At 51.7% G+C, this 20,274-nt stretch carries 18 protein-coding genes, 5 pseudogenes and 1 riboswitch; of the genes and pseudogenes, 10 read left to right on the top strand and 13 right to left on the bottom strand.

The features are described 5' to 3' along the window. The first annotated feature begins 714 nt into the window (after positions 1 to 714). The 4 genes and pseudogenes from DYL59_RS06590 to DYL59_RS06575 form a co-directional block, all read left to right on the top strand. A complete protein-coding gene (locus DYL59_RS06590; RefSeq protein ID WP_135288448.1) occupies positions 715 to 1,050 on the top strand; it encodes a hypothetical protein in 336 nt (111 codons plus the stop codon). A 146-nt stretch (positions 1,051 to 1,196) separates the two neighbouring features. Continuing rightward, positions 1,197 to 1,258, top strand: a riboswitch (Fluoride riboswitch). Positions 1,259 to 1,396: 138 nt separating this feature from the next. Next, the gene (gene crcB / locus DYL59_RS06585) at positions 1,397 to 1,780 is read left to right on the top strand and encodes a fluoride efflux transporter CrcB (protein ID WP_135288447.1); all 384 of its coding nucleotides are present in this window, start codon (positions 1,397 to 1,399) and stop codon (positions 1,778 to 1,780) included. A gap of 10 nt (positions 1,781 to 1,790) precedes the next feature. Beyond that, a complete protein-coding gene (locus tag DYL59_RS06580) occupies positions 1,791 to 2,144 on the top strand; it encodes a DUF190 domain-containing protein (RefSeq protein ID WP_073638063.1) in 354 nt (117 codons plus the stop codon). A 2-nt stretch (positions 2,145 to 2,146) separates the two neighbouring features. Continuing rightward, positions 2,147 to 2,359, top strand: a pseudogene (locus tag DYL59_RS06575) (inorganic diphosphatase); the annotation flags it as partial. Here the strand turns inward: DYL59_RS06575 and DYL59_RS06570 are convergent. Both DYL59_RS06570 and DYL59_RS06565 read right to left on the bottom strand, forming a co-directional pair. After that, a pseudogene (locus DYL59_RS06570) lies at positions 2,353 to 3,048 on the bottom strand (universal stress protein); the annotation flags it as partial. The pseudogenes DYL59_RS06575 and DYL59_RS06570 sit on opposite strands and share 7 nt — an antisense overlap. A gap of 10 nt (positions 3,049 to 3,058) precedes the next feature. Beyond that, positions 3,059 to 4,546: a SulP family inorganic anion transporter gene (locus DYL59_RS06565; RefSeq protein WP_135288446.1), complete on the bottom strand. Its 1,488-nt coding sequence runs from the start codon at positions 4,544 to 4,546 to the stop codon at positions 3,059 to 3,061. A gap of 594 nt (positions 4,547 to 5,140) precedes the next feature. Here DYL59_RS06565 and chrA point away from each other — a divergent pair. Continuing rightward, positions 5,141 to 6,358, top strand: coding sequence for a chromate efflux transporter (gene chrA, locus DYL59_RS06555; protein ID WP_186351792.1), 1,218 nt, complete (start codon positions 5,141 to 5,143; stop codon positions 6,356 to 6,358). 323 nt (positions 6,359 to 6,681) lie between these two features. Here the strand turns inward: chrA and DYL59_RS32220 are convergent, their stop codons facing one another. Continuing rightward, a complete protein-coding gene (locus tag DYL59_RS32220; protein WP_442968582.1) occupies positions 6,682 to 7,410 on the bottom strand; it encodes a methyl-accepting chemotaxis protein in 729 nt (242 codons plus the stop codon). 129 nt (positions 7,411 to 7,539) lie between these two features. Further along, a pseudogene (locus DYL59_RS32215) lies at positions 7,540 to 8,310 on the bottom strand (MCP four helix bundle domain-containing protein); the annotation flags it as partial. Positions 8,311 to 9,118: 808 nt separating this feature from the next. Between DYL59_RS32215 and DYL59_RS06545 the strand changes: the two are divergent. After that, complete coding sequence (locus DYL59_RS06545; protein WP_135288444.1) at positions 9,119 to 9,670, top strand: arsinothricin resistance N-acetyltransferase ArsN1 family B; 552 nt, start codon at positions 9,119 to 9,121, stop codon at positions 9,668 to 9,670. Positions 9,671 to 9,696: 26 nt separating this feature from the next. Here DYL59_RS06545 and DYL59_RS06540 read toward each other — a convergent pair. The 3 genes and pseudogenes from DYL59_RS06540 to DYL59_RS06530 form a co-directional block, all read right to left on the bottom strand. Then, positions 9,697 to 9,990, bottom strand: a pseudogene (locus tag DYL59_RS06540) (FAD-dependent oxidoreductase); the annotation flags it as partial. Next, the gene (locus tag DYL59_RS32000) at positions 9,888 to 10,952 is read right to left on the bottom strand and encodes a hypothetical protein (RefSeq protein ID WP_420359270.1); all 1,065 of its coding nucleotides are present in this window, start codon (positions 10,950 to 10,952) and stop codon (positions 9,888 to 9,890) included. The gene DYL59_RS32000 and the pseudogene DYL59_RS06540, both read right to left, overlap by 103 nt. Before the next feature lie 159 nt (positions 10,953 to 11,111). Continuing rightward, a complete protein-coding gene (locus tag DYL59_RS06530; protein ID WP_135288443.1) occupies positions 11,112 to 12,215 on the bottom strand; it encodes a CHAT domain-containing protein in 1,104 nt (367 codons plus the stop codon). Between the two features lie 102 nt (positions 12,216 to 12,317). Between DYL59_RS06530 and DYL59_RS06525 the strand changes: the two genes are divergently transcribed. Beyond that, positions 12,318 to 12,812, top strand: coding sequence for a hypothetical protein (locus DYL59_RS06525; protein ID WP_135288442.1), 495 nt, complete (start codon positions 12,318 to 12,320; stop codon positions 12,810 to 12,812). 319 nt (positions 12,813 to 13,131) lie between these two features. Here the strand turns inward: DYL59_RS06525 and DYL59_RS06520 are convergent, their stop codons facing one another. The 4 genes from DYL59_RS06520 to DYL59_RS06505 all read right to left on the bottom strand — a co-directional run bounded on the left by DYL59_RS06520 (position 13,132) and on the right by DYL59_RS06505 (position 14,808). Continuing rightward, positions 13,132 to 13,434: a Sir2 family NAD-dependent protein deacetylase gene (locus DYL59_RS06520; RefSeq protein WP_420359269.1), complete on the bottom strand. Its 303-nt coding sequence runs from the start codon at positions 13,432 to 13,434 to the stop codon at positions 13,132 to 13,134. A 3-nt stretch (positions 13,435 to 13,437) separates the two neighbouring features. After that, complete coding sequence (locus DYL59_RS06515) at positions 13,438 to 13,821, bottom strand: hypothetical protein (RefSeq protein WP_135288440.1); 384 nt, start codon at positions 13,819 to 13,821, stop codon at positions 13,438 to 13,440. 90 nt (positions 13,822 to 13,911) lie between these two features. Beyond that, the gene (locus DYL59_RS06510; RefSeq protein ID WP_223816899.1) at positions 13,912 to 14,202 is read right to left on the bottom strand and encodes a hypothetical protein; all 291 of its coding nucleotides are present in this window, start codon (positions 14,200 to 14,202) and stop codon (positions 13,912 to 13,914) included. Between the two features lie 210 nt (positions 14,203 to 14,412). Continuing rightward, a complete protein-coding gene (locus tag DYL59_RS06505; protein WP_135288439.1) occupies positions 14,413 to 14,808 on the bottom strand; it encodes a DUF6957 family protein in 396 nt (131 codons plus the stop codon). A 130-nt stretch (positions 14,809 to 14,938) separates the two neighbouring features. On the opposite strand from DYL59_RS06505, the gene DYL59_RS06500 reads away from it, so the two are divergent. Continuing rightward, positions 14,939 to 15,400 carry a helix-turn-helix domain-containing protein gene (locus DYL59_RS06500; protein ID WP_073637131.1) on the top strand — a complete coding sequence of 154 codons (462 nt, stop codon included), beginning with the start codon at positions 14,939 to 14,941 and terminating at the stop codon, positions 15,398 to 15,400. Between the two features lie 139 nt (positions 15,401 to 15,539). Here DYL59_RS06500 and DYL59_RS31560 read toward each other — a convergent pair. Continuing rightward, a pseudogene (locus DYL59_RS31560) lies at positions 15,540 to 15,765 on the bottom strand (hypothetical protein); the annotation flags it as partial. A 1,917-nt stretch (positions 15,766 to 17,682) separates the two neighbouring features. On the opposite strand from DYL59_RS31560, the gene DYL59_RS06490 reads away from it, so the two are divergent. Further along, positions 17,683 to 17,916 (top strand): helix-turn-helix domain-containing protein, encoded by a 234-nt coding sequence (locus tag DYL59_RS06490; protein ID WP_073637135.1) that lies wholly within the window; start codon positions 17,683 to 17,685, stop codon positions 17,914 to 17,916. A gap of 33 nt (positions 17,917 to 17,949) precedes the next feature. On the opposite strand, the gene DYL59_RS06485 is transcribed toward DYL59_RS06490, so the two are convergent. Next, a complete protein-coding gene (locus DYL59_RS06485; protein ID WP_073637137.1) occupies positions 17,950 to 19,086 on the bottom strand; it encodes a tyrosine-type recombinase/integrase in 1,137 nt (378 codons plus the stop codon). A gap of 145 nt (positions 19,087 to 19,231) precedes the next feature. On the opposite strand from DYL59_RS06485, the gene dusA reads away from it, so the two are divergent. Further along, complete coding sequence (gene dusA, locus DYL59_RS06480; protein WP_135288438.1) at positions 19,232 to 20,197, top strand: tRNA dihydrouridine(20/20a) synthase DusA; 966 nt, start codon at positions 19,232 to 19,234, stop codon at positions 20,195 to 20,197. Positions 20,198 to 20,274: the final 77 nt, after the last annotated feature.

Raw genomic sequence — 20,274 nt, 5'->3', positions numbered from 1 at the left:
TCATCGTCTCTCCCACGTACAAACTGACCAGCATCTCATGCAGAAATGCAGTTGCAATCGCGAAAAGTATCGCCCTGCAACCTCCCAAGATTACCGAGGTACGCCCCGTGGCCTGCGTCGGCTTCAGTACAGCTCCTCGCATGGCTATCCGGCTCTGAATCAGTCTTAAAGAGATTGGCGCTTCCTAATCGGACACATGGCGACGAATGGCACCACGAAATACGTTGAAAATGGATCTTTTATCGAACCATTTATCAGCTATCGTGAGGCCAAACGCCAGGCAGCGACAGGAACTCTCGATTCAGCTAAAGCGTTTAAAAAATCATTTGCGGAAGATCAAAATGAATTATAAAAACTACTCCATTGGCATTGGGGCATCCGCTCTATTAGTGCTATCAGTCCTGCGTTTGTCTACCATACAACCTCCTACGCGAGAAGACTTTGTAAAATACCCTTCTCTTCGGCAGAAATGGTTCACAACATGCGACTTACGCAGCAACCTCGCAGAAATTAATGATGTAGGTTGCAAGCATTTACACGAATGGCAGGCGGCAAACAAATTACCTGTTCTTGATAATTTGATGAGTCAAAATTTAGGTAAATAACTAACCGGATATCCGTCGGAGGATTACGTCTTACGCTCAATAGAACCTGCTGGAGCAGAAATCCTAGTAGAATTAGTCGAGCTGATTACCGCCCCCTTTGAGATATTCTGTGAACTCTGAACTAACTGAAGAAGAAATGCGTCGTGCGTTATTCGGTAAGCCTCAGCCCGAGGAGCAGATGTCTGCTCATGTAGTAGAGGAGCCAGTGGAAGAAGTTGTGCACGCGAAATCGGTGGCCGCTCCAGCAGCCAAGAAGAAAACGGCAAAAGCATTCACGCCTAGGCTGAGGGTCACGTTACGCGCTGGAAACGAGTTTGAAGGAAAAATGGTCGAGTTGATTCACGAGGCTGATACGTTGAGCTCATTGCTTGCTGAGCAGGAGGCTGTGAAAGCTGCTAGGAAGAAGTACAAGCACGTGGAAGTGGTATCGGTTAAATCCATGTAAACGCGCCAAATGACCTAGTCGTGCAAAGGGGGCGGCCCGTAAATGGATCATTGATCAAACATCTTGCCTAGCCAAAAGGGCCTTCAGATCGCTTGCATGCAGCTGCTCTTGATGCCTGTTGATGCCATTGGCGCTGATGCTATAGGATCAGAACAGGAGATGGCATTCCTCCTTTAACCGCCTTCGTGCTGATGATGCCTACGTGAACCCTGGACAGGGTGCGTAGGTGTGTCTCCCTGTCCTCCAATTTAGGACAGGCTATGATCTTACCCTTCGAGTTTCCCTTTTCCTTCAGCGCGAGCCGCTTGCCAGTTAGTCCACTCAGATCTGATGAGGAGGACTCTCCGTGCTGAAGTCATTATTCGTCATTGCCGTTGGCGCTTCACTTGGAGCCTGGTTGCGCTGGCTGTTGGGCCTGAAGCTGAATGCTCTTTTCCCGACGATCCCGCCAGGTACTGTGGTCGCGAACATGGTTGGGGGCTACATCATCGGCCTGGCCATCGCCTTCTTGGCCGCTTCTCCTACCCTCAGTCCAGAGTGGCGTCTCCTGATCATCACGGGTTTCTGTGGTGGGCTTACCACCTTCTCTACATTTTCCGCCGAAACGGTTGCCTTGATTCAGGAGGGCAGACTGGTTTGGGCGCTCGGCTCAATTTCGTTGCATGTCTTAGGCTCGTTAGCGATGACCGCTGCCGGGCTTCTGTCCTACCAAATGATTGGTACTCGCTGAGGAGATAGAAATGAAAGGCTATATGGTCGTTTTCTTCACCCAACAAAACCGTCGTTATCAGGGAAAGATGCTAGGCGAATGGATCGTCGACGTGGCTAAAGAAATGGGGTTGCGAGGCGCCACGCTCTGCACCGGAATCGAAGGGTTTGGGCACACAGGAAAACTGCATTCATCACACTTTTTTGAGCTGGCGGATCAACCCACGGAGATTCGCTTGGCCATCACGGAAGATGAGGCAGAACGATTGTTCAAACGATTGGACTCTGAGGAAATATCGGTGTTTTTCACGAAGACGCCAATCGAGATGGGCACACTTGGAAAAACGCCCTCCAGCTCAACACCCTCCACAACTTCGGAGCTATGAACATGAGCTACGCGGACATCCCAGCTGGCACCGCCATCCCCGACGACTTTTTCACCGTTATCGAGATTCCTGCAAACCACTCGCCGATCAAGTACGAAGTGGACAAGCCAAGCGGACAAATTTTCGTTGACCGCTTCCTCAGCACACCGATGTTCTACCCGGCCAACTACGGGTTCATTCCCAATACGCTCAGCGATGACGGAGATCCCTTGGATGGGCGGATCTCGGCATGCACTAGCAGGCCAGAAGAGGAAAGTGCGATTCGTGCTTTCTCCAACTCATTCTGGTTTTCTTCAGAGTCCGTGCCAACCATGACGATATGAATCGGCAGGCCTTCGCACAGCGGGCTTGAAGCAAGCATCTGTACGGTCTTGTGGCCTGTAGCGCTGCCGTCAAATGCCACCATGACCGTTTCAGGTTTCCTGAAATGGCTGGTTGTAATCAGGATGGGGCGGTGGATAGTTCGGACTACCGCTTCAATCTGGCTGCCAAGACTTTGGGCAGTGCGAGTGCTGTCCTCACCGACTCTTCCAATCACCAGTAATCGAATATCGTCTTGGAGATCGCTCACGCTCTCGACGAGATGGCCATGGCGCTGCTTCAGATCAGGTGACATGGCGCCAGAGTGGACTGTTCGCTCGCGAGCTTTTTCAAGCATGTGCTGCCCATGCTCCAAGGCCAGTTTTGCACGCTGCGCATCCAGCCTGGCCAACTCTTCCAGTAGATGTTCTCTGCTACCGAGACCGATATTGCCGCTGAGGTCAGCGGATGCAGGATATTTCTCCTTATCCAGCACATGAAGCAAGGTCAGGGGAGCGCTGAGTCGTTGCGAGGCCCATGCTGCGTAATCGCAGACCGCCAATGAGGATTGTGAGTTATCAATGCATGCCATTACGTGGGTCATTGTCGTTCTCCTAGTGGCTCATGAGCTTGTCGATGGCGCCGGGTTTGTCATGCACGCCGAAGCGGTCAACGATTGTTGCGCTGGCTTCATTGAGACCGAGCACTTCAACCTCAGCGCCTTCACGGCGGAACTTGATCACGACCTTATCCAGCGCTGCAACGGCGGTGATATCCCAGAAATGCGCCTGTGTGAGATCGATGGTGACCTTGTTGAGCGCTTCCTTGAAGTCAAAAACCTCAGTGAATTTGTCTGCAGAGCTAAAGAACACCTGGCCCACGACGTGGTAAGTCCGATGCGATTTCGTATCTTCCAGAGTGCTCTTGATATCCAGGTAGTGCCCGACCTTATTGGCAAAGAACAGCGAAGCCAGCAGCACACCTACCAGTACGCCGTAAGCCAGGTTGTGAGTGGCCACGACGACCACGACAGTCGCCACCATGACGAGGTTGGTCGACAGAGGATGCTCTTTCAGATTACGCAAGGAATCCCAGCTAAAGGTGCCGATGGACACCATGATCATCACAGCCACGAGTGCCGCCATAGGGATTTTGGAGAGCCATTCGCCAAGAAATACCACCATCAGCAGCAGGAAAACGCCGGCACACAATGTCGAGAGACGGGTGCGGCCACCAGATTTCACGTTGATGATCGACTGGCCGATCATGGCGCAACCTGCCATGCCGCCAAGCATGCCGGCAGCGATGTTGGCCACACCCTGGCCTTTGCACTCGCGGTTTTTGTTGCTGGTGGTATCGGTAAGGTCGTCGACGATGGTCGCGGTCATCATTGACTCGAGTAGACCCACTACGGCCAAGGCAGCCGAGTACGGGAAAATGATGCGCAGGGTTTGAAAGTTCAGCGGCACTTCGGGCCAAAGGAAAATCGGCAACGTATCCGGCAGTTGGCCCATGTCACCGACGGTGCGGATATCCAAACCGAGGTAAATGGCGACGGCAGTCAGCGTCAGGATGCACACCAACGGTGACGGAATCAGCTTGCCGATCTTCGGTACGTATGGGAACAGGTAGATGATCCCGAGGCCCGCTGCCGTCATGGCGTAGACGTGCCAGGTGACATTCGTAAGTTCCGGCAACTGCGCCATGAAAATCAGGATCGCCAATGCGTTTACGAAACCGGTGACTACCGACCGTGAAACGAACCGCATCAACGAGCCAAGCTTCAGGTAGCCGGCAAGGATTTGAAGTACGCCACATAGAAGGGTCGCGGCCAGCAAATACTGAAGTCCGTGTTCTTTAACCAACGTAACCATGAGCAGTGCCATGGCGCCGGTAGCCGCCGAGATCATTCCGGGGCGCCCACCGACAAAGGCGATGACAGCACAGATACAGAATGAGGCGTAGAGACCGACTTTGGGGTCTACACCGGCGATGATGGAAAAGGCAATTGCTTCAGGGATAAGCGCGAGTGCGACCACTAACCCCGCGAGCACGTCGCCACGGACATTGGAAAACCACGTTTGTCTAAGTTTTTGCAGCATAAAAAATATCCAAGGCAAAGCATCGCGCACGCCAAGGGAACGGCGAGCGAATCGATACAAATTCAAATTTTGAGGATTTTTTGCTGTGTGCTTAAGGTGTAAAACCAGGCGTACAGCAGTGCGCACCCGCGAGCGAGGCTAGCGGAAGCAGGATGTTGCGAGGGGGCGTAGCGCTAAGGCGGCGTAGGCTGCCAGTAGATCGTTTGGAGTACAGTCATGCGAGTGTTCCTGTAGCTCAAGGGTATGCAGAGCCGGCAGTATACAGTAAATCCACCCTTGATCGCGACCCAGTGTCAAGCTCCACGAACATTTAATGCTAAAAGAGAGGTAGCTGAAGAGTTGGTTTTTGAGCAACGTCTAATTTGCAAGTATGGCTCTGTTACGGGTGGCAACGGTGAAAGCGGTAAGCATCTCGCGAGACCCGCTTAGAGCTCGAACTGGTTTTCGCTGAGTTGGTACATCATTATGAAACCAAGTTCTGATCCACTCGCAGGGCTAGCCGCGTATGCCTAAGGAAGGCCATCGGTTAGCCTATATACCGTTGGCTCCAAAGTATTTGGTTTTGTGCAGCCGTCATTTTGGGAGGGATGGATATTGTCAGCCGAAGGTAGTGTAAAGGCCGTCACGACTGACTCCCCTTGGGCGGTTTTTCTGGTGTTTCTGCGCCTAGGGCTCACCTCCTTCGGAGGCCCGATTGCACATCTAGCTTACTTTCGCGAAGAATTTGTCGCTCGACGCCAATGGCTGAGCGGGCGTAGTTATGGGGATTTGATTGCTCTGTGCCAGTTCTTACCGGGGCCCGCCAGTAGCCAGGTTGGAATAGGTTTAGGACTATCTCGTGCCGGGGTTCCTGGAGCAGTAGCTGCGTGGGCAGGCTTCACATTGCCTTCGGCAATAATCCTGGTTTTATTCGCTCAGGGTATGTCCTCGTGGGGAGGGGCTCTTCCGAGCGGTCTTTTACATGGTCTTAAAATTGTCGCAGTGGCTGTCGTTGCTCAAGCCGTCTGGGGAATGGGCCGTAGTCTTTGCACTGATGCCCCTCGAATAACCGTCGCCGTGTTTGCTGCTTATGCTGCACTGCTTTGGCCGCATGCTTGGGGGCAGATTGGCGTGATTTTCTTCGGTGCCGTCATAGGATTGATGCTCTTCAAAACCCATCAGAGCCAAACTACGGAGTCTTTGCCGATATCGGTGAGCAGGAAAGTCGGTGCGGTGTTATTGCTGCTGTTCTTCGGCCTGTTAGCTGGCCTGCCATTACTGGTTCAAGTGTGGCCCTCTCAAGCGTTAGCTGTGGTAAACGTCTTTTTCCGTACTGGGTCATTAGTTTTCGGAGGTGGGCACGTTGTGCTGCCGTTGCTTCAGTCAGCTACCGTACCGAACGGATGGGTAGCCAATGACACGTTTCTTGCCGGATATGGTTTAGCACAGACCGTACCAGGCCCGCTTTTTACATTCGCAGCATTTCTTGGCGCGTCCATGAATGCCCAACCTTCTGGTTGGCTCGGGGCTACCGCGTGCGTCGTTGCAATTTTTGCTCCTTCGTTCTTGCTCGTAATCGGCGTGTTGCCATTTTGGGAGCAACTGCGGAAAAGCTTACGCACCCAAGCCGCACTTTCAGGCGTAAACGCAGCAGTTGTAGGCCTTCTCCTGGCAGCCTTGTATAACCCAGTCTGGACGAGCGCCATATTGACTCCAACAGACTTTGGCTTGGCGCTGATAGCGCTTGTGGCTTTGATGTTCTGGAAGGTTCCTCCATGGTTGGTCGTCCTGGTGGGAGGTCTTCTCGGATGGTTACTCAGCATAGAGTTTTGAGGTCGGCTAAACAGATATGTGCGTGCCTCGAATTTTGGGTAGTCGCTGTGCCCACAATTTTTGCGACCGCGCTCAAGCAGACGTCGACTGCAACACACTGTAAAACTCAGCGTGAGTGATTCCAGCGATCCTCCAACTCAGCCTGCTCATCAATCCCAGATACGTTCTACTTCTACAGGATGGCAATCCCACGGCGGATATCAAAGAGTCGAGCTACCGGTGCTCCGCAGGCCCGGAGCACCTAAACCCCACTTGAAAGTTGCGAACTACCTGATAAAAATTGATAGTTTATGCACGCAACGCTCCAGTAAAGAGGGCTATAACTACATTTGAAACTGCTTTACCAGCCTGTTCAACTCGACCGCTAGTTTTGTGAGTTCGGACGTTGCAATAGCTGTCTGACTTGAGCCCTCTGCCGCTTGATTTGAAAGATCACGGATACTCACCAGGCTGCGATCTACCTCCCTTGCAACCTGAGCCTGCTCCTCCGATGCGGTCGCAATCAAAACGTTGCGCTCAGTAATATTGTCGATAGATTCGGTAATCTCCACCAACGCGGAACCAGCGCCTTGAGCAGTGTCCAGTGTTTTCTGGGCTTGGGTGTTTGTGTGAGTCATTGCAGACACAGCAGACCCAGTGCCTTTTTGAATTGAGCTGATCATCTGCTCAATTTCACTGGTTGATTGCTGAGTACGATGAGCTAAAGCTCGGACTTCATCAGCGACTACTGCGAAGCCTCGACCCGCCTCACCGGCACGAGCGGCTTCGATAGCCGCATTCAACGCAAGAAGATTGGTTTGTTCGGCGATAGCGCGTATCACATCCAAAACCTTGCTGATGTCGGTGGCCATTACGGCGAGCCCTTGTACCTCTTGGGATGCGTCTTCAACATTTGCGACCATCAGGCTGATGGCCTGCACGGTTTCATCGACGCGTGCACGACCAGCCAACGCGGCGGAGTTGGATCGATTGGCTGCTTCAGAGGCTTGCGAGGCATTTCTAGCTACCTCTTCTACCGCTGCACTCATCTCAGTGACGGCAGTGGCTGCCATTTCAACTTCGTTATTTTGACGCAGCATGCCTTTATTTGCGTCTTCGGTGACAGCATGCATTTCTTCAGACGTCGAAGCCAACTGGTTGGAGGAATCAGATATCAAAGAAAGGGTATTTCGTAGACCATGCTGCATCACACTTAAAGCTCGCATAAGTCTAGCCACCTCATCGTGTCCTTGAGCTTCGATAACTCCGGTGAGATCGTTTTTAGCAATGCGCTCGGCAATAGCTAGTGATTGGCTGATCGGGCTGGTAATACTTCGGGTGTACATCAAGGCCAGTGCAATAGCTGCCAAGGTACTGATCAATATAAATGCCCCAACGATTAACTTAGCTTGCTCATAAGTTTGACTCGCCTCCTCCCCGGCTCGTTTAGCCTTGTTATTATTAACGTCTATCATTTCTTCGATATGGCCTTCAACAGCATCAGCCGATTGTTTCATCGACTCGCTGGAAAGCTTGACTGCCTCATCTAAACGTCCTGAGGAAATTAGAGATAAGTATTGATCTTGAACAGTTTGATAGCTGGCAAGGCTTTTTGAAAGCTCATCAATTTTCTGCTTGCCTATCGGGGTTACGATTAGAGGTTGCAAAATCGTCAGCGAATTCTGGATATTAACTCTAGCCTTATTTAATTCCTCTAGAGCTTGAGTTTTGCGACTTGCGGGCTCTACAGGGTTGCGCAACCGTGCGTTGCTACCTCTGATGCTTACAAACTCCCTGTCAATTATCCCAAGTATGGATATGCTGGGAACAACATTCGTTTCAACGAAACTTTCAGAATCCTTCAAACTTGACGTCTGCTTAAGGGCGATGATCCCAAGTGCAATAATCATAAGGCAAAAGAAACCAAAGCATAGAGCCGAGCGCGGAGCAAGGTTGAGTTTGCGCAGTATCATAATTAGAACCTCGTGTGAATTATCAGCAATGTCGTCACTCGCCACGCGAGCTTGAGCACCGTTCGTCGGGAAATTCAATGTAGCTCGAGAAGGCTGGCTTTCTATTTTAGGTATTATGTTTCTGAATGTGAGCATTGAGGATTTATGCGGAGGCGTCGACCGAAATAGGATTTAGGGCATGCTTCACTTGAACATATAGAAATTTTAAATTAGCGCTTACCAAGTAATAACTCAGTAAATCATTTATAGGGTATTCGCATTGCATATGAGTGCTTTCGCCATCACCCAGTGAGGTATTTTCACTTGCTTCACTATATTCAGAGCGGCGAGTGTTAATTCGATCAATGTAGACCAGGCAAGCTCCGCCCAATCTCCATAAGCCACCATTCGCAGATCAAATGAGGCGACACTTCGAATTCCATACAAGACGACTTTGGCGTCATTACCAGCGATTCGTAGATTGCCCAGATGATCGAGCGCTGGAGCAAACCCAGTAAACAATATGATGGTATCGAAAAGCGTCTCGTAGTTCGATGTGCACTCTCCGGTTGGGGATGGGTTTGAGGGGAAATTATTGAGTTGATTCACTAGGCTGATACGTTGATCTCGTTGATTGCTGGGCAAGCGGCTCTAAAGGCTACTAAGAAGAAATGCAAGTATGTGGACGTAGTTCCGACCAAATCGTTGCAGACGCCCCATCTGCCCTACTTAGGCGAATGGCAGCGCCCGTAACATTTCTCTATCTCGAGCATGTCCAAGGCTGATCTAAAAAGGGTAATGTTCAGCTTTCGAATCAGGGACGACATACATGGCTTTGAAAATCCGTACGGCGGCGGTAGCAGATGCTGTAGCCATACAGCGCATTTACGCCCCCATCGTTTCTAAAACAGCGATCTCCTTCGAAGAGATTCCGCCAAGCGCTGAGGAAGTCGCTCAGCGAATAGCTACAACGCTTCAGACATATCCCTACCTGGTGGCCGAAGAAGGTGGGGAGATCAAGGGCTACGCCTATGCCAGCCAGCACCGCGCACGTCCGGCCTACAGGTGGGCGGTGGACGTGACGGTATACATAGCTGAATCGGCTCGCCGACAGGGCGTTGGCCGTAAGCTTTATGAGACTTTGCTTCCTATACTTGAAAAACAGAGATTTCGCGCAGCTTACGCCGGAATTGCTCAGCCCAATGAAGGCAGTGTGGGTCTGCACGAGTCGCTGGGATTCGTCCATATCGGTACATATCCGGAGGTTGGCTTCAAGCTTGGGAAATGGCACGACGTCGGCTACTGGCGGCTCGGACTGTGCCAGGCAACTCCGCCACTGGAGCCTATTCTCTTCCCCCAGCTGGAAGTCGCATCACAGTAGGCTCACTCGATTTGCGTTGCGAGCCACTAGGATTCGCTTATGAGATAGCTTTGCACTTGCTTGACTACATCTCGAGCGGTGCGGGTTACTCCGATCAATGTCGCAGAGGCGAGCCCCGTCCAATCGCCGTAACCCACCAGCCACAGATTGGGTGAAGCAACACTCCGGTTTTCGTTCACAGCCACTTTGCCATCCTGGCCTACAATGCCCAAGCTGTTTAGGTGGTCGAGCGCTGGGGAAAACCCAGTGCACCAGATGACGACATCCGCCGTTGTTTCGTCTCCTGATGACCAGACAACGCCTGTTGAAGTGAAGTGCGTAGCGTACCTGCCGTCGCAACGTTCAATCCCTGTTGAAGTGTCGACATTGCTGTTTCAATACTCTTCAGCGCAGTTTTTTCTTTGTTAATGCTCAGCGGTCGGCCTGCAATGTCCTTCTCTGCGAGTAGGGCCTCCTTCTCTATGCGCTCCCGATCAAGCAGATCCGTGTACAGACATTCCTTATCAATACTCGCGGCAGTAGTCGTACTCTTCAGGCCCTGAAGCCATTTTGCTTCGGCGGTGTGACTTAGCGTTTCTGGGATGGCAGGTAACGCTTTGCTGAGTAGCGCCTTCTCTGTTGAAAGCTCTGTGCTAACAGCGTCCGCTGTGACGATCAGTGCCGATACAAACTTCATCCGACTGGGCTCATAGCATGCCTCAGTCCTGCCCATGTACTGCTGCGCGGCCTTGCTATCGAACACCTGTGCGTGCCGTAAAGCTTTGTGAGGGCCGCTTGGGACGTCCCAGTGAACATCCGCTGGCGTACCGTCTATAGACACCTTGAAATGAGCACGGCAGGGCGTGGGCGTTGCATCGAAAACGTTGCTGCGTATCTCGTCCTTGGAGCGTGATCCGCAGATCTCCTTCAACAGCCGCGCAAATCCGCTCTTGCCAGTTCCGTTCTGCCCGTAGATCACCGAGAGATTGCTCTTGCCAAACGGGAGGTTGGCGCCAGCCTTGATGGCATTCAGCCCATGCACATCCAGGATCTCTTCAATCCGGAGCAACGGTCTATTGGCAACCTGCGATAACGTGCCGGGGGTTACGGTCAAAAAACCTGGATCAGCTTCATCCTTGGCTTCGAGCTTGCAAAGCCTAGCTAGCGTTTTGATCTCGTCCTGGTTCAGTTGCCGCTTCGAGTCGATGATCATTCGAGCTGCGGTCTGCAACCATTTGGGGCGCGCATTCAGCCATGTCTCGAAATCATCAGCTACTGCCGGCCCAGCCTCAATCTTAGTCATGGTGCGCTCATCTCACGGAGGAATTCCTGAGCGTAGGCACTAACTGGCTTTTTGCCGTTATTTAGCCATCATAATGATTGCAAGATGTGGCTGTGAGGCATCTAAGGTGATTTACGGGGCTGCGTCGGATGCAGGATTGAAGAACAGCTGGGCCAGTGCTCAAAGTGAAGGTGGCCTGACGAGCGTCAACATTTCTTCAGTCAAACCTTCTTGGACGTATAGTTCTGGTATCGATTCCTCACCAGGCGTCTCCATTGCAATCAAAGCTTTGGCTTGCTCGAACGCCTTGGTGATGGAAAGTCCAAAGCCGATTGCAGAGTAAAACTGCGCAGAGAAAATTCGTGCAGGTAAATCCCCGACATCTCTGTTCATTCCGATGGTCGCGGGCACGTGCTGCAGGCAGCCTTGGGCTTGATTGAACGAGAAACAAGTATTGAAGAATACCAATTTGACACTCTCCGCACCAAGAGCCATAGCACTGACGATAGCCTCTTTGGTGACGTGCTTTTCCTCACCTTGATCATCCTGTAATACGAGCATGTCAGCGCTTGTTCCGTGCCCACTGAAATGAACAACGGTCGGCTGTAGCTCGTTAATGGCTTGAAGCACGTCTCGCGGTCGTACAGCCCACCTAGTATGAAATACCACTACGTTTCTGTGTTCCGATGCACGTATCCGCTCCCCTATTAGGCGTGCTTCTTCATCCAGAGCAAGCTTCGTGGTGGAGGTGCTGCCTGGATCAGCTGCGAAGAAAACGACGGTGATTTTCTCTGGGAGGCTCTTTAAGCGCTCAATCTCTAGAGCGGTTTGGCGGTGTAAATGTTCGTGCCTTGAAAGGCCTTGGGTAATGTCGCGAAGCGTGCGCTCTTGCTTAAGCGTGACTCGCTTCTGCTCGACCATTAGTTTCTTTTCTTCCGTAACTCTCCTAGCGTGGACAGCATCTTGCTTTTTGCGCTCCTTGCTCAGCTCATCCTCCAGGCGCTTTTGTGCGGTAACGAGCTTTATGTGCTCAGCAGCAATTTTATGTTCGATTTTGCCGACTTCAGTTTCAGCTTTTGCCTGCTCGTCGGAGTATCGAATCGCCTCCCGTCGTTTAGACGCCGCAGCCGACGACGAGGATGTACGCGCTGCTGCTGCCAAGGCATCATGACTTTTCTTGCCGGCTTTCGCAGCGGCATCGACCTTCTTGGCCTTGTCGCCCTGCAGCTTGGCAATGCTTTTTTGAATATTGGCAACTTGCGTACGGTACTGATCAGCGCTCATAACAAATTCCTTTCTGTCGATGCTTTCATATCGCTACTATACCGCGATTAGGTTCGAGGGTGATTGTGCCTATGGGCCGCTCAGCATGGGAATTACTCTTCGATGAATGAAACGATTTCGTACCTGAAAGATAGGTTCAAAGAGGAGCAATCTCGCTTCGATCAGGTGGAGAATAAGAGTGCTAAATTTTTCACAGCTGTGTCAGTTCTGGTTGCAGGACTTAGCGCCTTAGCGGCAATGAAAAATGGGATTATCTTCCAGCTACAAACGCCGCTGGCCTTGGGGGCGTTGGTTGCTTTTGTGGTGGCAGCGTTCGCTATAGCATGCGCTTGGGGGCACGCTCTCAGTGCACTTAGCATTAAAGCCTACCCGAGTCTCCCATCAAGTCGTGAAACCGCAGAATATTTGAAGGCGGTAGATGATGACGCTCAGAAAACACATATCTATAACTGTTATGTCGACACGCTTGAGATCCTCAAAGCGGCTATCGACGAGAAGTCAAAACCTCTAGGTTTGGCCTACCAAGAAATCACTATAGGCGCTGGTGCATTTGCCGTACTCGCCGTACTTACCATTGTCAGGGAGTTGATCGCATGACGGATGAGAAAAAGCCACAAAGTAGCGAGCAGAAAACGCCAACCCCTCCACCGACCACTGAGTACCAACGGCGCGATAAGGAGTCGCCTTTGAGCCATCAGGAGCGTCATAAACGTCAATAGAGATTAATGCAAGACATTGATATTTATGAACATCAAGGATGATGCTTCTCAGCTTATCCAGTAGAAGAACAGGTCGAAGTCTTGGTCGATTACGACAAAATGTCTGCCGAGAATTTCAAGCACTAGCGACGAGGGGGCGCGCGATTTTGTTGATGGGGCTGCAAAGTGGCTGAGAAAGACGGGATTTCTTCTGGCTGTCAAGCCTCAATCAGCACGAACGCTTCGTCGAACTGGCTCTGCACCATGACTGAGGCCGGGCCTTGTAGAAAGTGCTCCTGGCTGCTGATATCGAAGCACACTGGATTGATATGAACGACAGTCGCCCCGCTACCCAAAGCACGTAGCGGAAGTTCTGCAACCGGGTACACAATCCCGGACGTCCCTATCGAGAGGAAGACATCGCATTCCTTTGCGGCTGTGAGGCCTGCGCTCCATGCACCTTCGGGCAGCATCTCGCCGAACCAAACAACACCTGGTCGAATGTACCCGTTAGGAGGCACGCCTTATTGCAGCAGGTGCGGGGATAGATGATGCTGACCACTAGACAGCCGTAGGTATTGGCGGAGGCTCGCACGTCCATTATCCCGCTGGAACGTTGCTAGTACATAACGCGAATTCACGGTTGTCATCACCCAAAATCGCCCTTCACGCTCGACTTTCAACACGTCAGAAGTCCTGATCAGGTGGCCATCGCCAAACCGCCCATACTGGTCTTTACGCTTGTGGCCAAAAACAACACCGATTCCTGCGCGCGACCTGATGGAAACACCGCAAAGGTAAGCGGTCACCGGCACATCAAAGCCTTGCTCCTGGGCTTTAATGATTCGTTTGAGATCGAAATCTGTATGGCGCTTTCCGTGAAAATTTACATCTATCGTGTCGAGCATCACTGCGCTCCGGTTGCGATCTGTAGGGAGTTATCAAGAATTGCACACGCAACCAGGAGCGCTGGTATCGTGGGGGATTACTGGTAAATTTCAGGCTGATCGAATCATGCTTGAGAGAAAGACGGGCCTCAGGTTAGCCAGCGCTTCAATCTTGAAGTCTCGCTGGTGTGAGGTGTGATACACCGCCCCCTTAGCCACTTCCAGCAAGCAAACCTCAGAACCAGACCTGTCCTCACCTACGGTTACTCTGGTTAACCGCTCCATCTGCCAGCCCCCGGACTTATTCATCCAAGATGGCGTCACAGCCATAATCTCGGTGATAGCTAAATCCGCACCTTGGCTTACCAACATTTTTTGAAGCTGGTGGGTGTCGTCAATCATCACCGCGCACTCGCTGAGCCGACCCTCGTTTTCGACGCTAAGGGTTAAGTGATACCAAGGTGTTCGAAGCAGCCTTGAAACTCCACGCCAATGGGACACGCCCTCCCCGAACATTCCTGGGACGCCTATCAGGTCGTTGTCTAAGGTTCTGAACATGTGTCGCCTCAAGCTGCTTGAGCAGGTCAGTTGCCCAGCAGAACCGGTGGGTAATCAGAAAAGGGAAAATATCGCTTCGATAGAAGCAGACTTACGATGGCCTGGCCCGAGCAAGACGTAGACGGAATTCCGAGTTTCGAACAGAAAACCGTCGTTGAACGCAGTCCCCATACTCGACCTCACCCAATGGCCTGGCTCGAAACGCCTCTGCTCATCGTCAACAACTTTGTGGGCAAACATAAACATTGGTTGGCAGCCTGCGGCGGCTACTTTGGCTCGCTCGGCGTCGGTGACGATGGCGTCTAGGATGATCCATTCCTCGACGGCGCATAGGGGCATCCATTTGTAGCGTTTTCTGGCCACTGCGACGGCTTCATCAAGGGAAAGTGCGGAGCCCATTAATCGGATACCAAGATCACCTAGCAGACCGTCTTCGATGATCCCATCCATCGCCCAAGCCCTCTCTGTCAATATCCAATAATTAGCAACTGAGGCACAATACCGCCACACCCACAAATATATCTGTTTGTGTGGCGGCATGCAAATGCGACATACCGTCTCCTTTTATCGGGATAGTGAAATGTCGCTGCGCAAATCTTATGCAGCAGTAGTTCAACTGCTTCGCACTCAGAAAGGTCTATCTCAGGCAGGTCTTTCGGGCTTCGTCACGCAAGCGCACGTCAGCGAGCTAGAGCAAGGAAGGAGCTCAGCGACCGTCGATATGAGTGCACGTCTCGCCTTAGCGCTGAACGTAGAACCGATCACACTGCTGGCACTCACTGTTGCATCCCATGAAAAACGCTCAATGCGCGAAGTTCTTCTGGCGTCGCTAGCTGAGGCTGAGGCGCTAGGGCTGGCAGATAGACCGCTTCCAACCGAACCGAAAGCCATCAATCCGCCTCGAGAGTTGGAGGCTCAGAGGAAATGGTTGGCCGTGCAGGAGCTTAAGACGAAAGGGCTTAGCCAGAGTGAGGCAGCGAGACAGCTAGGGCTGCCGGAATCGACGTTGCGCCGGTTGTGGCACCAACCACCAAAGGAATGAATATCAGTCCTGATAGCGGAAATAGCCTTCCATTTGTCAACACTGATCAACTCCGCGATTCGCCTCGACGTGCGTGCGTTGCATTTCGTAACTTGCTCCGCTCGACAGGCCAATCCAGATTGCTGATCAATTCATCTGATTAAGATAATCCGCTGCCTCCGCACACAGGCGCAAACATGCCTGCGATAATCCTGGCGTCGAGCAACGCATGGTGGGGGCAGCTCTTCACCCTCGCTAGTCTGAGAAAGCATTGTTGCGTCAGTAGGAAAATTACGAACGATTCTGGGCCAGTGCCCATCGTCGTAGGCGAGATCACAGAAGAGCTCCCAGTCGTATTGGGGAGCGTCTGTGACAATTTCTACAGCCTGATCAAAGGATATGCTCAAAGATCTCGCGATTGATTTCAAAGCCGTTACAAGAGTGCCCAGGAGGATCACAAAACTCCTCCTTAGGAAAGCGGCATTCAGTCCTTCCCGGCAGACAGAATTGCACTTCAGCGACTGAGGTCGCGATGGGGCTGACGCAGGTTGATACCCGAGAGCGGGGCGAGCCTTGTTAGCTGATAGATAGCAGTAGGAAGGGAGTCCGGAAGTGATGTGGGTTGAGGCACTTAGCACTGATGACCAATCAAATACCTCCCCTGCTGTGCCAGCGGATGTTAGACCTCCTAAGATTCTCAGACGGAGCTATCCCTCACAATTTCTGGCTTTTTTGCTTCTTTTTGAAATCAAAAAATAGCAGCGCCTTACGGCGCAAAGAGGCGACATCTCACTGCCCTACGGGCCTATATCCAACACCGCAGGTTAAGCTGTGCAACAGCCATCATTTAAAAGTAGACAGGGAAAACAGCCTAAAAACCAAAGCAACAGCAAAGCAATCGAGTCGATTGCCTTAAAAGCTCGTGGAAAAACCAAAAAAGCGAGGCTGTCGGGATCGCTGCTTTTCTTTTGTCCTCAAATATAACATCTCCGGTTTTGAAAAATGATTTCAAGGGGGGTAACGAAAATATTTTTTTGATCACCCTCGATCTCGCTCTATATTGCACAGGCAAAACCCAGCCTTAGTAAGCATCCAGAAGACATCCTGGGCGCAGCGTCCCGCCCTTTTGGTCAAGCAGCTGGATCACCCAATCGAGTAATCCATGTCATCGGAGCCATGCAGATGCCCCGGTCGGCATACTCTGAAGAGAGCTTAGTGGAAGCCCGGATAATCCTCAGATTGAAGAGGTCGCACCGGGGGGCGCGTGAGCACATCATCAAGCATTGTCGCGACGGAGTTAAAAGTGCCTAAATGGTATGTGCAGGTCACACCGGATTCCACGCCCTATTCGCCCTGGTAACTTATTGGCTACGGACTGCGCCCGTGGCGGAGACGGCCCGCTGGCAATTATTGCGCGCAGGAGGACGTCACATTAGTTGATGATCGCTCCGTTTCCCCCCAAGGCATGGACTTGTAACAGAGCAGTCGCAAAAGCTCGAACACACTTTTCCAACCTGAGCACGGCCTCTCAAGGGACAAGTTCATTGAGTTATGGCAATCGCTCAACAGCAATAAAAATCACCGAACCTGCTCAAGATAATATTGCAAAAGCCACAAAAGCCCACATGCGACAGCTTAGGGAATCAGTTGAAATTGAAGGCCATATAGTCCTAGCAAGAATTAAACAAATCTCCGGAACTAATGGATCCCATGCACAGAACGGAATCTCTTGTTTAGTATCTTGACAACAAGCCATACACACATCAAAGGATATAACATAAGAAGTAGCATCTCGAAGTTTACTTTCCGTTTCTTCTGGGCATACCCATAAGCTGCACGGCCAATCTCCGGCGTTTTTTTATACAAGTGGCCTTTTGGTTAAGACTACCAAAGTATATTTTTAGCATACTCTAGCTAACGGTATGCCCTACGTAGACTGTTTAAAAAATTTGCCCTGCGCCTTGACGGCATCTGGAAAAACATATTCCATATATTGACAAAGCAACGGTACGACACCGTTTTTTTTGAGAGCTCAGGGAGCACTGACGGTCATGATGACGGGTGCTTTCGGGACAGAAAAATGCAAAAAGGAATCGCGCAGGAAGTGGGTTTTCTTACTGAAGATGACGTAGCCCACCTATATAACGTGAGCAAGTCTACACTCGACTACTGGAGAGGAAATAGCCATGGCCCGGCTTACGCATATTTAGGGAGTAGCTTCTTTTATTCTGCGGACGGAGTAAGCACGCTCCCGATGTTCAGGCTCAAGGGCTTCGTTTTCACTCACGGAGGAGCGATCTGACATGAGCGACATCAGAAGTAAGATTGCTCACGAGATCAACTGCTACACCGCCGAAGATATCAGTGAACTCGCTAAGGTCAACCTTGATACTTTGGCGTACTGGAGAAAGCACGGCAAGGGGCCGAAACCTATCCGCTTTGGCTCTGCTTACTTGTATCCAAAAAACGCTGTGATGGAATTCATCGGCAGTCTGATGGAATCCGATTCGGACGAGTTCATTAGACGCTGCATTTAAAATGAAGGGGCCAACTGGCCCCTTTTTTCATGCCTAGGCGCTTTTGAGTTCACCAAGTTGCTGCAAAATCAGGGCGAGTTGTCCGTTGATATTTTTAGCGTCCTGTTGCTTGATGTTCAGCGCGTTGTAAGCAGTGTGGACATCAGTCGCTTTGACGTGTGTGTATCGTTTCAAAGTCTGCCAATCACGGTGGCCGCTCATCAGCGCGACTTGGGGAACGTTCAGGCCAATGCCGAAAAAGTCAGTGATCGCTTTGTGCCGAAGATCGTGAAAGCGAACTGGTCGAGACACTCCAGCTTCCGCCCGTGCGCGTGTGAACGCAGTACAAACGGACTTCGGATTGTAGGGAAAAATGCAGCCCGATTTCCGCCCCCCGATAAAGCTCTCTACAAGTTCCCAGGCTGAAGGCAGCAGTGGAACAGTCTCATCGTTACCTTCCTTTAAGTCAGGATGCTTTCGGTCACGAATAATGACTGTCTTATTCTCCCTGTCCAAGTCTTCAATTCTGATTCTGCAGATCTCTGCTTGTCGCATAGATGTGTAGAGACTGAATCGGATCACCTGCGGCATGTCGATCTGCTGACGGGTTTTTGTAGCAAAGACAGCAGTGATAGCGTCGATCTCCTGCTGTGTTGGTACACACTCCACTTCGCGACTTTTGATTCTCATTTTGTGACTTGTCTTCAGCCCCTTACGCGCCTTGTCGGCCAGATCTGGGTCAATATCAAGGTGCTTGGTGTCATAGCAATAGCGAAGCACAGATGACAGCAATGAGAGATCACCAGCAATTGTTTGACCCTGGACGCCCTCTTTTTTCCTGGCATCAATAAACGACTCCAGGTGACTCTTCGAAAGCCGTTCGATGCCGATCTTGCCCAGGCGTTTCTTCAGAGCTTTGTAGATGAACAGTGCGCTCCGCTGAAGGGTACGGCCCTGCTGTATGTAATCGAGGTAGTCATCGATATAATGCGCGACAGTTGAACCCTTGGGAGCAGCGGCCCTGCCGGTGGCTTTGATCTCTTCAAGCTGACGTGCTTTTTCCTTTGCAAACGCCTTTGCAAGCTTCTCTGTCGTGAACGTTTCACTGATCGCCTTGTGACCCTTTGATCGAATCAGCACACGCCAGTTGCCGCTTGGAAGCTTTTGGATTGAAGCCATGGTCGTGTTCACTCAGTGTTCATTTATCCATACCCGATGCATACCTTTGATGCACACGGCGTGTACTCCAGGTGTACCCAAACCGTTATTTTGGCCCCTGAAATGTACACGAACGATAGCACAATAACCTGCTTAAGGGCTTTAAATACAAGGCTTTATGAATCGTAAATTTTCTGTAGCACCCATGATGGATTGGACCGACCGCCACTGCCGCTACTTCCTACGCTTGCTCTCCAAGCACACCCTGCTCTACACCGAGATGGTCACCACTGGCGCGATCCTGCACGGCGATCACGACCGCTTTCTGCGCCACAATGAAGCCGAGCACCCGCTGGCGCTGCAGCTGGGCGGCAGTGTTCCGGCGGATCTGGCAGCTTGCGCACGCATGGCTGAGGCGGCGGGTTATGACGAGGTGAACTTGAACGTCGGCTGCCCCAGCGACCGCGTGCAGAACAATATGATCGGGGCGATCCTGATGGCCCATCCGGCCTTGGTGGCCGATTGTGTGAAAGCGATGCGGGATACGGTGTCGATTCCTGTCACCGTCAAGCACCGCATCGGGATCAATGGCCGAGACAGTTATGACGAGTTGTGTGATTTCGTCGGTCAAGTAAAGGACGCGGGCTGCACCAGCTTTACCGTGCATGCACGCATTGCGATCCTTGAGGGGTTGTCGCCGAAGGAAAACCGGGACATTCCACCCTTGCGCTATGACGTGGCTGCGCAGTTGAAGCGTGATTTTCCTGAGTTGGAGATCGTTCTCAACGGCGGTATCAAAACGCTGGAAGAATGCCACGTCCATTTGCAGACATTTGATGGGGTGATGTTGGGTCGCGAGGCTTATCACAACCCGTATTTGCTGGCGCAGGTGGATCAACAGTTGTTTGGCTGCGAACAGCCGGTGATCACGCGTGCCGAGGTGCTGGTGCAGTTGCGTCCTTATATCGCCGAACATTTGGCAACGGGTGGTTCGATGCACCATATCACTCGGCACATCCTGGGCCTGGGCACAGGCTTCCCCGGTGCGCGCAAGTTTCGGCAGTTGCTGTCGGTGGATATCCATAAGGCAGCCGACCCGTTGGCGCTGCTGGATCAGGCCGGCGCGTTGCTGGAAGGTCGTTGAATACGCCTTCGATTTGAACCTGCGGGACGTTTTGCCCTCCTATTTAACAGTCAGGCCCGTCATTCAAACGATCGTTC

The organism is Pseudomonas kairouanensis, assembly GCF_004682055.1.
Taxonomy (GTDB): domain Bacteria; phylum Pseudomonadota; class Gammaproteobacteria; order Pseudomonadales; family Pseudomonadaceae; genus Aquipseudomonas; species Aquipseudomonas kairouanensis.
This window is presented reverse-complemented; position numbering and strand designations above follow the sequence as displayed.